The organism is Microcoleus anatoxicus (genome assembly GCF_042465725.1).
Classification (GTDB): Bacteria; Cyanobacteriota; Cyanobacteriia; order Cyanobacteriales; family Microcoleaceae; genus Microcoleus; species Microcoleus anatoxicus.
Map to the genome: position 1 here is coordinate 4,844,521 of NZ_CP120853.1, position 13,776 is coordinate 4,858,296.

A 13,776-nucleotide genomic window follows, 5' to 3' on the forward strand; every position below is an offset into this window, starting at 1 on the left:
ATTGATATCAAATCCTCTCTTCATTGGAATTATTAAACTCTCTCTTCTCTTCCTTCGCGTCCTACCCTACGGGAACGGCTTCGCCGAACGCGCCTTCGCGGTTAAATCACCTGACGATACAACCGGAATTGATATTATTTCTGGTTTGATTACTTTTTTGTAAACCCGATCGCACCTTTGCGTCTCTACACCAGTTGTCGGTTGATATCCGTTTTTTTCATACATATTAACAGCTTCCGTGAGAACGCTAGCAGTTTCGACCCAGATTTCATCAAAGCCACAACTAGCAATTTTAGTTTCCAATTGTTGCAGTAAAAATTTTCCTAAACCCTTTCCCCTGGCTGTCGGCAAAATATACATTTTGCGAATTTCCACAGCATTATTGCCCCGTTCAATGGGATAGTAAGCGGCCGTTCCTATGATTTCTCCTTCCCGTTCAACCACCCAAAATTCTCCACCTTTGGCATGATAGTGTAGTTCTACATCATACACATCTCGATCAGCTCCGAAAGGCTCCGATCTTAAACCGTACTCCAATAAGACATCCCGAATTACATGAAAAGCATCAGCCCGGTCGCGCGTTTCCCAGGAACGAATTAAAAAATCATGATATTGGGTTTTCATTTGTTTTCGTAAATCATATTTTTCAGTCACTTTAGAAACTACTGCAAAATTGCCATAAATTTGTGTTTTACAGCACTTTAATACACCCTATATTTAGCTATGAATTCTCGGTTCTGGATGAAGAGTTGCCAGCAACTCGCTCTCAACTAATGATAATTGCTCCAGTCGCCGATCGACAACAGAGCGATCGAAATAAGTTGTTGCCAAAATCCAATATACACCATAATGGCGAGCTTCCGAAACCATCAAACTGCGGTAAAATTTAGCTAATTCTCCATCGACACAACTATCTGCCAGCAGTCCCAGCCGTTCGTGACTCCGCGCTTCGATTAAACCAGAAACCAGCAAAGAATCCAAAAGTCGATCGGGTTCTTGCTGCCGAATTTGGCTAGACAAACCAGCACCGTAGGGAGGAGCACCCAGTGGGCCCAAAGCAATGTTACGTTTTTCCAAGTGCTGATTGACTTGCTCAAAATGCTCTAATTCTTCGCGGGCGATCGCCGTTAACATCCTCACCAATTTAGCATGAGCCGGGTAGCGAAACATTAAATTCAATGCTACCCCAGCCGCCTTGCGCTCGCAGTGAGAATGGTCTAATAAGATAGTATCTAAATTGGCGATCGCCTGTTGTACCCAATCTTGGGAAGTCGGCTGTTTCAGAAACTTAATAGTTGGTAAAGCCATCAGATTTGAGATTGGATATTTGAGATTAAATCTATATTTAACACAGTTTTTCAAACAGTGCGTACATATCTCCCACAAACTTTTTAGGGTTCCACAAAGGCGACAAATTTTCCGCTTTCTTAGAATTAGCCAACTGCGCTTTCACCCCGTTTCGTAATTCACTATCTTGACCTAATTTTACCCCAAATTCCACATATTCCTCCCAAGACCAAGCCATCCCAGTAGTAATTCCCAAAGCCTGCAAAAACGAATAACCCATTCTCGATAAAAACTGCTCTCCAATTCGAGTCACCACAGGCAAATTAAACCACAAAGCCTCTAAGGTGTGAGTCCCACCATTATAAGGATAAGAATCCAACAAAACATCGGCCAGCAAATATACAATTCTATGTTCTTCCTCCGTAGCAACCCGTGGCAAAAACTTAATCCGGTGCTTGCTAACTCCTTCTGTTTCGCAAACTTGGTGATAAGCGGCTTGAAACACCGCATTATCGCCTAAAGCTTTGTGAATTAACACACTATTTGGCACTTGTTTAAGAATAGCCACCTGTGCTTTCGCCAAGTCGGAATTAAATTTTTTCCCTGGAGCGATACACAGGTAAACTATCTGGTCTAAACCAATCCGATTCGACCTTCTCAAGGCTACCGGATTGACTTCGTACCTTTGAAAACCAGACAACGCCACAAAGGAATCAGGCATCCTAATTAGCTGCTCATCATAATATTTTTCCCTACCTGCTGGGTGCGAGTGCCAATCAGAAAGAAAATAATTTTTCGGTGATATGTAAGGAGCATCAAACCCTAACCAAGACACACAAGCTACTGCGGGTTTAGCGTAGAGAATGTCAGCATGAATTGGTACGCTGAGAGAATCTAAATCAACTAAAACATCTAAGTTATCACTTCTAATCTGAGCGATAATTTCGGAGGAATTAGACATTCCGTTGGCAAAATTTTTGGGCAAAGTTAGTTTTCCAAAACTTTCAAACTTTTTGGTTTGGTCATCAGGAACAATTCTTTCGGAAGCGTACAAATGCAAATTCGCGATCGCCGACAATTCGCGAAGGATGTCAGCACTGCACCAACCCACAGAATGGCGACGGAAGTGATTGGACAAACACCCGATTTTTAGTTTACCTGCCCTCGCCGTTGTTTTTAGACTGTAATGAGTGACTTCGGGAAAATTAGGTTTGATACATTGGTCGATATACTTTTGGGCAATTCTTCTGTAAAGTTGAGAATTGACTGCCACATCATCTCGCAAATAGGGCGTACTAAACAAGAAATTGGCATACAGCGATTTAATTTCAACCGCTGTAACTGTGTCTAAGTTTTGCTCCAAGTAAGATTCTAGTTCTAAAAATCTGTCTTTAGCAATTTGATTCAGCCCCGACACTTGATAGGTACTGACGAAGTAAATTGCGGTCATAATTGGATCGTTTTCACCGCACATTTGACTGTATCTGTGAACAGCTTGCCGCGCCTGAGATAAATCGGTGGCATCTCTGAGAATGGCACACAAATGTTGGTGAGCGGGAATAAAATCTGGTTTGATTTCTAGGGCTTTTTCGAGATAGGGAATTGCTTGTTTCAATTTGCCCTGATAGCGCAAAACTATGCCTATTTGACAGTATGCTTCTGGTAAATCCGGCTTGAGGTCGATCGCCCGTTGCCAAGCAGCCACAGCCTCATCCAGCTTACCTTCCCCCGCCAATTTATCTCCCAAATCTAGGTTAAAATCTACCTCAGCCAGATCGGGATTGAGTTCGAGAGCTTTTTGCTCGTAGGAAAGCGCCGCATCAAATTGCCCTTGCTGCTTGAGTGTGAGTGCCAAATTCCAGTAAGCTGGTGCTAAATCCGGTTTGAGGACGATCGCCTTTTCGTAATTGACAATCGCCTCTACAAACAGCCCTTGTTTGTAGAGCATACTCCCCAAATTAGCATAGGCCTCGGCAAAGTCTGGATTCAGGGCGATCGCCTCAGAATACAGCCGCATCGCCTCATCAAGTTGCCCGTTGGCTTGGTGGACGTTACCCATTGTCACGTAAGCTGGAGCCCAATCCGGTTGTAACTCCAGTGCGAGGCGACAAGTGGCAATGGCTTCTGCTAAATTACCTTGAGAGTAATATTTTTCTGCAAGGATTGTCACAGATGCAGCATCTTCCAATTTGGGTGTTTCAGACTGATTGTGGAAATCGGGATTCATCTTCGCTGCCTATCTGTGCTATCAAGTTAAAGGTTGAATCTATATTATTTTGCAGAGTAGCAGTTTTAGCGGAACTACGGGCGATCGGACCGGGAATTTATGAACGACAAGCAACGATCACAGCGTCAACAGAAAATTAAGTGGAGACCAAACCTCCTACTGGGCTTACTTTTGTTAAGTCTGGCAATTCCCTTGCCCTTTGCCCAAAAGACGGTGGCACAGCAGCAGACAGCCAACTTTCGGCAGAAAATATTTCAAACAGCCCTTTATTTTACCCTATATTTTGAGGGCGGGTTCAGCGATCACCCCGCAGACAAGGGTGGCAGAACTTATCGAGGGATTCTGCAAACCGAATATAATGCTTACCGATACAGTCGGGGGCTGCCACCCCTAGATGTGACGCAGATGTCGGAAGCAGAGCTCCTAGAAATTTATAAATATTACTGGGATTCGAGTCTTTCGGGAACAATGCACCCAACTTTGGCGATCGTCATGTTTGACACGGCGGTTAACTTTGGAATTAACAACTCCATTACCTTTCTTCAACAAGCGTTAGGATTGCCACAAACGGGAATTTTTGATGGCCGCACCAAGGAAGCACTCAAAAGTGCAAACAACAGAAATACCGCTTTGCAAATGATTAATGAACGGATTATTTATCGCTACAAACGGGTGCAAGAAGACCCTAGTCAGATGGCTTTTTTCCGGGGTTGGCTGAGTCGAGATTACAGTTTGTGGGGCTATGTGAATAAGATTAAGTAGTTGGGAATTGGGAATTGGGAATTGGGGAATGGGGAATTGGTAATTGGGCATTGGGAATTGGGAATTGGGCATTGGTAATTGGGAATGGGGAATTGGACACTGAGCGTAGTCGAAGTGTATCAGGTTATAAGTGTCGAAGGTCTTTCTTCCATCTTCCATCTTCCATCTTCCATCTTCCATCTTCCTTCTTCCTTCTTCCTTATTCTATATTTGTGGAACAGGCATCTTGCCTGTTTGCTATAAATTATCGAGGATGAAACTATACTTGATTTTCGAGAATCCGCACATAACGAGCCAGAAAATCTTGTCCTAAAAGCCCCTCATTTGACCTAGGGGCGATCGCATTAGAATAATCCTGAAAAGCATAGTCCCAGTCTCCCACTAAGAAGTAGCCATGTCCCTGGTGCAAAAACAGGCTCGTGCGATCGCCCATCGGGAATATCTTTCCTAGTGAAAACTTGTAATTGACATAGTTGCCCAAACTTCTGATAATGTCAATTCATAAAACTCATAAATTTAAATTCATAAAACTCATAGTTGTAAAAATATATTTCAATAAATAAACAACCTATCCAATTTAAATCAAATCATGTATAACTTAAACATAGCGATTTTCATTGGTCTGGCCATGCAATCGATACGTAGTATTTGGATAGTAAAAAGTTATACGCTAGCAAGTTAAAATTGCTATTTTAGTAAAAAAAGCCATCACGTACAAATCACTAAACACCTAAAGCTATGACCACAGAAGAAGCCATTAATCTTCTCGACAATTTGGTGACAAAACAAACTGGGAAACCCTTGACTCGGTTGCAGCAATCGATAATTAACGGTGTTTTACAGTCTTGGACATACCAAGAAATTCAGCAAAACGATCCGATCGCCCGCGGTTACACAGTGGGCTACCTAAGTCGCTACGTCGGTTACAATTTATGGAAAGATCTCACAAAGGTACTGAGAGAAGCAGAAATTATTGGACAAGAAGAAAGAGTAGTTGCAGCAAATCTCTGGGACTGCATCATGAGAGCATCACAACAAGGTAGACAACCCCCTAAACCGGGCGAGCCGATGTTAGAAAAACTGATGCGGATGCGTTACCGCATCACCGAACATTTGGTGAGTACCGAGTACAGCGATACCTATCTGGCTGAAGATGAAAACTTACCCGATCGCCCTTTGTGTCTCGTCAAGCGCCTGAAAAGCCAGTCTGACAGAACCAGCAATTTATTCGATCGAGAAACGCGAGTTTTATATAGCCTAGGTCAACACGATCGCATCCCGGAATTATTAGCTCGTTTTGAAGAAGATGGATATTTTTATTTAGTCTATCAATTCATCGAAGGACAACCCCTGTCTCAAGAACTGATCGAAAGTAAACCTTGGGAAGAACATCAAGTTATTGCTTTATTGCGAGACATCTTAGAAATTCTGGTTTTTGTTCACCAACGAGATATAATTCACCGCGACGTTCACCCTCAAAACTTAATCAGACGTACATCCGATCGCAAAATAGTCTTAATTGACTTTGGCTCAGTCAAAGAAATTAGTAATTTGCAGCATAACATCGCTCAAACGAAATCCCGTGGTGGGACTCAACAGGATTATATTCCCCCCGAACAAGCCATCGGTTCCCCAAAATTGTGCAGCGACATCTATGCTGTCGGTATCATCGGTATTCAAGCCTTAACAGGAATGAAGCCAAAACAATTCAAAGTCGATAACATCGGAAATCTGATCTGGCGGCAAAATGCACAAGTTAGCCCGCAATTTGCTAAGGTTTTAGACCAGATGATACTGTACGATTTCCCCCAGCGCTACCCATCAGCAACAGAAGCTTTACAAGCAATTCAGGAGTGTTGAATATCCCACAACCCATTAGCAATTTGAGCTTAAAAAAAAATACCCCACCGATAAATTAGTGGGGTATTTTTTGTTTTATAGCAACCGCGATTAAAACTATTGTCCTTGATAGACTTTTTCCACCATTTTAGCCAAACGTTTCATCGCAGTTTCAATCTCCTGATTAGTCGCAGTCAAACTAATCCGCAAACACTCCTGCTTGTGCCGCCAATCTTCCCGCAAACCAGGGAAGAAAGAACTTCCGGGCACCAGAATCACACCGACTTGCTTCAATTGTTGATAAAATTCCCAATCTGTCATTGGCAAATCTTTCAGCCACAACCACGCAAAAATTGCTCCTTCGCCACGGTGCAAAAACCAGGGCAAATCTTTCGGCATTGCTTGTTCTAGGGTTGTTTCAACTACATCAAATTTACTTTGATAATAAGGGCGGATGACATTGACACCAATATCAGCCAAAGCTCCAGAATTAATCGCCCGCGCCGCGATCGCCTGTCCGTATCTCGGCGAGTGAATGCACATATTCGTCTGAAAAGATTGTAAAACTTGAATAATATTTTCATCTCCGATCGCAATTCCGATTCTTTCTCCCGGTAATCCCGCTTTCGACAAACTCATGCAGTGGATAATATTGTCACCAAAAATCGGAGTCATCTCAGTATAATTCAAAGCTGGGAACGGAGGCCCGTAGGCAGAATCAATGAAAACTGGCACATCAAAAACACTAGCCATGGCTGCAATTTTCTTCACTTCGTCATCGGTGAGAACATTCCCAGTGGGGTTGCAGGGACGAGAAAATATTACGCAGCCGGAAGTTTCATCGATCGACAACTGACTGAAATCCGGGCGATATTTAAACCGATGAGCAGCCGCATCAATATCCAGAGTTGGTTTGCAAGCAATTACGGCTTCGGGAATCAAGCTGACTCCACCATAACCCGTATAATCCGGGCTCAATGGCAAAACAATATGTTTGAGGCTACCCCCCCTCACCCCCCCTTGGTAAGGGGGGGATGGGGGGGTCGTTGCCACCCCTTGGTAAGGGGGGGATGGGGGGGTCGTTGCCACCCCTTGGTAAGGGGGGGATGGGGGGGTCGTTGCCACCCCTTGGTAAGGGGGGGATGGGGGGGTCGTTGCCACCCCTTGGTAAGGGGGGGATGGGGGGGTCGTTGCCACCTCTTGGTAAGGGGGGGATGGGGGGGTCGTTGCCACCTCTTGGTAAGGGGGGGATGGGGGGGTCGTTGCCACCCCTTGGTAAGGGGGGGATGGGGGGGTCGTTGCCACCTCTTGGTAAGGGGGGGATGGGGGGGTCGTTGCCACCCCTTGGTAAGGGGGGGATGGGGGGGGTGCGGTGTAGCCACCGAAGGCATTGGCTGCGTAGAAATAGATCGATTGACTACCGGGAGCGATCAAGATGTTGCGATCGGTCAAACTCAGTCCGTAGCGTCGATTAAAATCATCCCGAACCGCATCAATCAACGGCTGATAGCCTTGACTCGAACCGTAGCGACAAACCACCTCGCCATATTCCGCACTCGCCAAAAGTTCCGCAGTACAATCGCGCCACAACTGCTCGACTTCCGGCAAAATCACTGGATTGCCGGCACTCAAATTAATAAACTCCTGCCCGCTACCGGCTCTGAGGGTTTCAATAATGTCTTTCATAATTGCCCTAACTCCGGTGAGGTGGGACATCTGAGTGCCAAATTGAGTGAGGGCAGGGTTCATAGCAAATGCAGCGACAAGGATAGAAGTTTACAATCTACCCATCATAACCTTGTTTGCTCACATCCAAGGCGAAACCGCAGTTAAAAATTAGCAGCCCGCCATTAAACTAAATTCCTTATTCGGGATTAAATTATACACTATCGCCAACACCTTGCCATCTATCAAAAGTCGTAATTTTATTCAATTTTTATTAAAAATTACAACAATGCTGACCAAATCTGGAACAATACAAAAATCCAGATTTTATCAGCAATTAACCTAGCTACTCAACATTCCAATAGTTATAATAAACCCAGATTTATGAATCTAGCAGCAAAAACCCTACCGCCTGGTAGCTGATATTCACTACTCCTAGTCCCTAGAAAATGACTTGAGTGTTGCAGATTTAGATTAATATAATACAACTGTTGAATTAATTTTAGAAGTAATTATGCAAATTTGGCAAGCCGATTTTTACCGTCGCCCCCTCCGAGACGAAGCGGGAAAACCACTGTGGGAACTCTTGATTTGCGATGCGGCTAGCAATTTTACCTTTAGCGCTGTTTGTAGCCAATCGGAAGCTAATTCTACTTGGTTGGCCCAGCAGTTGCACCAGCAAATTCAACTTAAAAAAAGACCCGATCGCCTTCAAGTATTTAGACCTCAATCTCTCAGTTTAATCGAAGCTGCGGGCAAAGTTTTGGGCATCAAAGTAGAAGCAACTCGGCGCACCCCGGCCCTGAAATTGCTGCTACAATCACGGGCTAAGGAATATCCAATCATGCCGAATTATACTGGGGAAAGTTACAGTGCGATCGCCCTTGAGTCACCAGCACCCCTACCTCTACCGGAAAACCTCTGGGGCGATCGCTGGCGTTTTGCTTCCCTACCCGCAGGCGATATTGAAGATGCTTTCCAAGGGCGTCCCGTACCAATTTTGGAGATGCCAGAATCCTTATTACCGCTGAATTTGGGCTTGGCCTCAACAGTACCCGTACCCGGAGTGATAATTGACGGCGGGCGACAGTCGATGCGCTTGGCTAGGTGGCTTCAGGATGCTAAACCTGTTGGTTTAAATTATATGGCTGGAGCTCCCGATGGGTTAATTTTGGAAGCTGGGTTAGCAGATAGATTTGTGGTTGCTACTTTTGCAGATGATGAGGTGAAAGAGGCTGCTAAAATTTATGAACAGCGTAAGCAATTGAGTAAAGGATTGCATTTTTTGTTGGTGCAACCCGATGATACGGGCATGACTTACACTGGGTTTTGGCTGTTGAATTTTAATGGTTTATATCCCTTCAATAATCAGAATTAAAAATTGAGTTGAGGGGCGAAAAAAAAAGCAATAGATTACGATCTAGCACAATTTAAGCAGATTCAAGCGTATATTTGAAAACACTAAGTATCTTTAGCTTGCGTCTAATCACACCGCAGATTTACTCGACAACCAACACCAAGCCACTTTGTATAGCCTGACACAATCGATTGATGTGACTGTGGTCTTTTTGGTCGAGTCCGTTCATCACCGCTGAGTTGATCAGCCTTCTGTCGAGGGCCGTAATTTGACGGAAAGCCAAGACTCGTTGGGCGATCGCTTCCACAGAGATTTTGGTGGTACTTGTAGAACTGACTGTCATTGTTTTACACCCTAAAAATACATAACAGAAATCAGTATCTTTATTTTTAAAGATTCAGTAAAGAAAGGTTGTGATGTAAATCACAACTTGTTTGTGACAATGTAGTGTATTCAATACAATGACGTGATTAAATATTTAGCGTTCTTGACACTAAATTTACAACAGCCCGGTAAAATCACTAAGTAAAACTCTCAAAAACAGGTAAAAATTATGGCTCAAGCAAAGATCGGAATCATCGGTGGGAGTGGCTTGTATAAAATGGATGCCCTCAAGGATGTGGAAGAGGTAAAAATTGATACACCGTTTGGCTCGCCTTCGGATGCAGCGATCGTTGGAACCTTGGACGGTACGCCGGTAGCATTTCTGGCAAGACACGGCCGCAATCACACTTTTTTACCATCAGAAGTGCCGTACCGGGCGAATATTTATGCGATGAAGAGTCTGGGAGTTGAGTATTTAATCTCAGCATCGGCAGTTGGTTCCCTGAAAGCAGAGGCGAAACCTTTAGACATGGTAGTACCAGATCAGTTTATCGATCGCACCAAAGGTCGAGTTTCTACATTTTTTGGAGAAGGAATTGTCGGCCACATTACCTTCGGAGACCCGATTTGTGGGGCATTGGCAAAAGTGCTAGCAGGGGCGATCGAATCCTTGAACCTCCCCGACGTCACCCTGCACCGTGGCGGCACCTACGTCTGCATGGAAGGCCCCGCATTTTCCACAAAAGCAGAATCACACCTTTACCGCAGTTGGGATGCCACAGTCATTGGCATGACCAATTTGCCGGAAGCAAAATTAGCCAGAGAAGCTGAAATTGCCTACGCCACTTTAGCCTTAGTCACCGACTACGACTGTTGGCATACCGATCACGAAAGTGTAACAGTAGAAATGGTAATAGCCAATTTGCATCGCAATGCCGAAAATGCTCAAAAAGTAATTCAAGAAACAGTCCGCAGACTAACTGAAAATCCTCCTGTTTCCGAGTCCCATTCAGCTTTGAAATATGCAATTTTGACCCCGTTAGATAAAGTTCCGGTGGCTACTAAGGAAAAAATGGGTCTGTTGTTGCAGAAGTATTTGTAAAACGAACCGCGAAGACGCTAAGAGCGCGAAGGAAGAACTCCCTGCCTTCTTTCTCTGACTTCGTGTCCTTAGCGCCTTCGTGGTTCGTTTAATCTTACGACTTTTTAGTTAGTTATCAAATGTTTAAATGCCTCAGACTGAAAATGCTCAAAAAGTCATTCAAGAAACTGTTGTTGCAGAAGTATTTGTAAAACGAACCGCGAAGACGCTAAGAGCGCGAAGGAAGAACTCCCTGCCTTCTTTCTCTGACTTCGTGTCCTTAGCGCCTTCGTGGTTCGTTTAATCTTACGACTTTTTAGTTAGTTATCAAATGTTTAAATGCCTCAGACTGAAAATGCTCAAAAAGTCATTCAAGAAACTGTTGTTGCAGAAGTATTTGTAAAACGAACCGCGAAGACGCTAAGAGCGCTAAGGAAGAACTCCATCCCTTCTGTCTCTGACTTCGTGTCCTTAGCGCCTTCGTGGTTTGTTTAATCTTACGACTTATTAGTTAGTTATCAAATGTTTAAATGCCTCATATTCACGAATTTTTTCAAAATCAGCCTCATTTTTAGCCAACTCTTTACACAAATTTGGATTCAGATTTAAGGCGCGTTTTAAATTTTCAATAGCCAACTCTGTTTGACCTTGCAGCGCATAACATCTAGCTTTGTTGTACCAAATTCTGTAAAAATCTGGTCTAATTTTGGCCGCATTGTCATAGGAATCAATGGCGGCTTCGTATTTTTGTAATTTAGATAGTGCTACGCCCCGATTGTTCCAAGCGTCAGTATAATCATTTTTGATTTGTAGGGCTTGATTGTAAGAAATCACTGCCTGTTCGTATTCCTGAATTTTTGAGAAAGCTACGCCTCGATTGTTCCAAGCATCGGCGTAGTCTGGTTTGGCTTGAATGGCTTGTTCGTAGCAGGCGATCGCCTCTTGGTATTGCTGCAATTCCAACAGCACCACTCCTCGGTTGTTCCAAGCGTCTGGATAATTGGGGCGAATTGCAGTCGCTTGTTCGTAAGAGGCGATCGCCTCTGGATATCGCTGCATTCTGGTGAGCACTACTCCGCGGTTATTCCAAGTATCTGCTAAATCTGGCTGGATTTGTAGGGCAAGGTTGTAAGCTGCGATCGCATCTTCGTAGCGGTTTTCAAAGAAACAAGCATCTCCCTGTTTCGCATAATCTCCAGCAGTTAATAACTGTTTGTAGTTACTGTAATTAACCGGGGCAAATTCTTGAATTTGGGCATCTGGTAAGAGGAGGTCTGTTTCTACATCTGATTGGAAACTTTGGTGTTGAATTTCCCCTAAAATAGTTTCAGCATCAGAAATTAAAAGTTTTAATTGAGAAATCGTATCATAGCGCAGACTTTCAATTTCTTGGCGAGCAATTGTTGTCTGCTTGGACAATTTAGCCCAGAGGAACCAAGCGGCGACTCCGGCGGCTGTCGGAAAGAAAGTTAAGGCAATTACTATGCCGTTTAGGAGTACCGCAGTGCGCCCGAAAGCGATGTCTACTTCTTCTTGAACGCGATCGCGAATTTCTTCTTTCAGTTCCACTTGTGGTGATTTATCCTGAACCCACAGTGCTGGTAATCTCGGTTCGGAGGCAGAAACAGCGCCATTGCTGATTAAAATAGTTGCAAGCGCGATCGACCCAATACTTGTTCTCAAAATACTTGACAAACGTACTGTCGAAGCCATCGCCACCTGATTTGCGATTTTCATGGTCAAGAGATGCTGGTAAGGTTAATCTCAGACTAGCCGATTTGTAGAAAAACCATTAAGTACAGGATATCTGTGGTGCAATCCCCTCCCATCAAGTTGCTGACACAGGAATTGCTGGACGAAGTTGCCGCCAACTCCCGTCACAGTCCCCGCCAGCGACAAAATTACAATTTCCACGATTTGTCAGAAAAGGTGCAGCGGTTTGTCAACGTCTTGCAGCCGGGGACCTATGTCCGCCCTCACCGACACCTGCGTCCTCCAGCAGTTAACGGTTTTGAGTTTTTCGTCGTGCTTCAGGGAGAATTGGGCATGATTATTTTCAATGACCAAGGTAAAATTATTGATTCTTTCCGACTCAGTGCGGCTGGGCCCACTCGCGCCGTGGAACTTCCAGAAGGTACTGTCCACACCCTAGTAGCTTTGGCGGAGGATACTGCGATTCTGGAATTGAAGGAAGGACCCTACGACTTAGGGAGTGATAAAGATTTTTTGACAGATTTTCCCCCAGAGGGAACCGCGGCGGCGCGGGAATTGGTGGCGATTTGGGAAGCAGAGTTTAAAAGTGTTTAGCTGAATCAACCGCGGCCAACTCAACTTCAAACTCGCTCTTTCTCTTTTAAATACCTACTGATTATTTGTTTCGGCCCTATTCGATACAAATCTAATGGCTGTCGGCATCCGATTGTATAAATCTGGGGCGATGCGAATCATTTTTCGCAGGATTTCATCCGTGACCCAAAAAACTAGGGGAAAGGAAAATTTTTTGCTGAATTCGCTGCATAATAAGTTGGTAGAAACCAGTAGTCGATCGATCGCTATTACTGACTCTATACCCAGGATCATTAAAGCCGGAGGCTGTTGGTCTTCGAGTTCGGCAATGATTGTTGCGTAGAGAGTTGTGGCAGATTTTGGCAATAGCAGTTGCCGGGGTTTGATGGCAGAATTTGCTTGCAGGCGATCGACTATTTGTTGCCGCAAAGTCATGGAGTTGCAGTGAACTAAAACAAACGAAAAATAACCTTGAGCAAGAGTTAGCGCTCGCGTTAATATGGAAAACGAGCGTTCGTTATATTTATCTTGTTCACTTTGGGCTGTATTTTCTGAGTTTGGCGACACAAACATAGTTAACAGATTTTTAATGTATTTTACAGCCTCTTTTGCTGAGACTATGTGTAGATTTTAGATAGGAAATTTAGAGCTATTTGTAGAATCCTGGCATTTCAAAATTGGGCGACACAGCATCAAATTGGTGACAAGGCTCGCTTTCATCTCTGGGAAAAATCCCAAATTCCCAATCTAAAATCCCAAATCTAAAGCTGCTATACACGGTAGTGGATACACAGGGTTTTCAGGATATTTGATATAAAATAGATGCTCTTTCTAAAGAAAATATGAAGTTAAGAATTATTTTATTTAAAATATTCTTGCCCGGTATTATATCACGATTAGATACTAATGGCAATAGTCCGAAGGCATAAATTTGGTTAATCCTGGAAA

Annotated in this window: 13 protein-coding genes; 5 read left to right on the top strand and 8 right to left on the bottom strand. The window is 44.0% G+C overall.

Going from position 1 to position 13,776, the window contains the following annotated elements; all coding sequences use genetic code 11:
• Positions 1–66: 66 nt before the first annotated feature.
• The 3 genes from P2A85_RS21010 to P2A85_RS21020 form a co-directional block, all read right to left on the bottom strand.
• The gene (locus P2A85_RS21010; protein ID WP_377475320.1) at positions 67–624 is read right to left on the bottom strand and encodes a GNAT family N-acetyltransferase; all 558 of its coding nucleotides are present in this window, start codon (positions 622–624) and stop codon (positions 67–69) included.
• 93 nt (positions 625–717) lie between these two features.
• Positions 718–1,308, bottom strand: coding sequence for a tRNA-(ms[2]io[6]A)-hydroxylase (locus P2A85_RS21015; protein WP_377475321.1), 591 nt, complete (start codon positions 1,306–1,308; stop codon positions 718–720).
• A gap of 37 nt (positions 1,309–1,345) precedes the next feature.
• A complete protein-coding gene (locus tag P2A85_RS21020) occupies positions 1,346–3,514 on the bottom strand; it encodes a tetratricopeptide repeat protein (RefSeq protein WP_377475322.1) in 2,169 nt (722 codons plus the stop codon).
• Between the two features lie 99 nt (positions 3,515–3,613).
• Here P2A85_RS21020 and P2A85_RS21025 point away from each other — a divergent pair, with 99 nt between their 5' ends.
• The gene (locus tag P2A85_RS21025) at positions 3,614–4,276 is read left to right on the top strand and encodes a glycoside hydrolase family 108 protein (RefSeq protein ID WP_377475323.1); all 663 of its coding nucleotides are present in this window, start codon (positions 3,614–3,616) and stop codon (positions 4,274–4,276) included.
• A 259-nt stretch (positions 4,277–4,535) separates the two neighbouring features.
• Here P2A85_RS21025 and P2A85_RS21030 read toward each other — a convergent pair whose 3' ends face one another.
• Positions 4,536–4,709 carry a hypothetical protein gene (locus P2A85_RS21030; protein ID WP_377475324.1) on the bottom strand — a complete coding sequence of 58 codons (174 nt, stop codon included), beginning with the start codon at positions 4,707–4,709 and terminating at the stop codon, positions 4,536–4,538.
• 305 nt (positions 4,710–5,014) lie between these two features.
• Here P2A85_RS21030 and P2A85_RS21035 point away from each other — a divergent pair, with 305 nt between their 5' ends.
• Entirely contained in the window at positions 5,015–6,136 is a 1,122-nt protein-coding gene (locus tag P2A85_RS21035) for a protein kinase (protein WP_377475325.1), read from the top strand.
• Positions 6,137–6,232: 96 nt separating this feature from the next.
• On the opposite strand, the gene P2A85_RS21040 is transcribed toward P2A85_RS21035, so the two are convergent.
• The gene (locus P2A85_RS21040) at positions 6,233–7,864 is read right to left on the bottom strand and encodes a valine--pyruvate transaminase (protein WP_377475326.1); all 1,632 of its coding nucleotides are present in this window, start codon (positions 7,862–7,864) and stop codon (positions 6,233–6,235) included.
• Between the two features lie 430 nt (positions 7,865–8,294).
• Between P2A85_RS21040 and P2A85_RS21045 the strand changes: the two genes are divergently transcribed.
• The gene (locus P2A85_RS21045) at positions 8,295–9,158 is read left to right on the top strand and encodes a Tab2/Atab2 family RNA-binding protein (RefSeq protein WP_377475327.1); all 864 of its coding nucleotides are present in this window, start codon (positions 8,295–8,297) and stop codon (positions 9,156–9,158) included.
• Between the two features lie 121 nt (positions 9,159–9,279).
• On the opposite strand, the gene P2A85_RS21050 is transcribed toward P2A85_RS21045, so the two are convergent.
• The gene (locus P2A85_RS21050) at positions 9,280–9,480 is read right to left on the bottom strand and encodes a hypothetical protein (protein WP_340521678.1); all 201 of its coding nucleotides are present in this window, start codon (positions 9,478–9,480) and stop codon (positions 9,280–9,282) included.
• Positions 9,481–9,690: 210 nt separating this feature from the next.
• Here P2A85_RS21050 and P2A85_RS21055 point away from each other — a divergent pair, with 210 nt between their 5' ends.
• The gene (locus P2A85_RS21055) at positions 9,691–10,563 is read left to right on the top strand and encodes an S-methyl-5'-thioadenosine phosphorylase (protein ID WP_341734462.1); all 873 of its coding nucleotides are present in this window, start codon (positions 9,691–9,693) and stop codon (positions 10,561–10,563) included.
• Positions 10,564–11,049: 486 nt separating this feature from the next.
• Here the strand turns inward: P2A85_RS21055 and P2A85_RS21060 are convergent, their stop codons facing one another.
• Complete coding sequence (locus P2A85_RS21060; RefSeq protein WP_377475329.1) at positions 11,050–12,279, bottom strand: tetratricopeptide repeat protein; 1,230 nt, start codon at positions 12,277–12,279, stop codon at positions 11,050–11,052.
• Between the two features lie 72 nt (positions 12,280–12,351).
• Here P2A85_RS21060 and P2A85_RS21065 point away from each other — a divergent pair, with 72 nt between their 5' ends.
• Positions 12,352–12,849 carry a WbuC family cupin fold metalloprotein gene (locus P2A85_RS21065; protein ID WP_377475331.1) on the top strand — a complete coding sequence of 166 codons (498 nt, stop codon included), beginning with the start codon at positions 12,352–12,354 and terminating at the stop codon, positions 12,847–12,849.
• A 54-nt stretch (positions 12,850–12,903) separates the two neighbouring features.
• Here the strand turns inward: P2A85_RS21065 and P2A85_RS21070 are convergent, their stop codons facing one another.
• Positions 12,904–13,401 (bottom strand): hypothetical protein, encoded by a 498-nt coding sequence (locus tag P2A85_RS21070; protein WP_377475332.1) that lies wholly within the window; start codon positions 13,399–13,401, stop codon positions 12,904–12,906.
• Between the last annotated feature and the right edge of the window lie 375 nt (positions 13,402–13,776).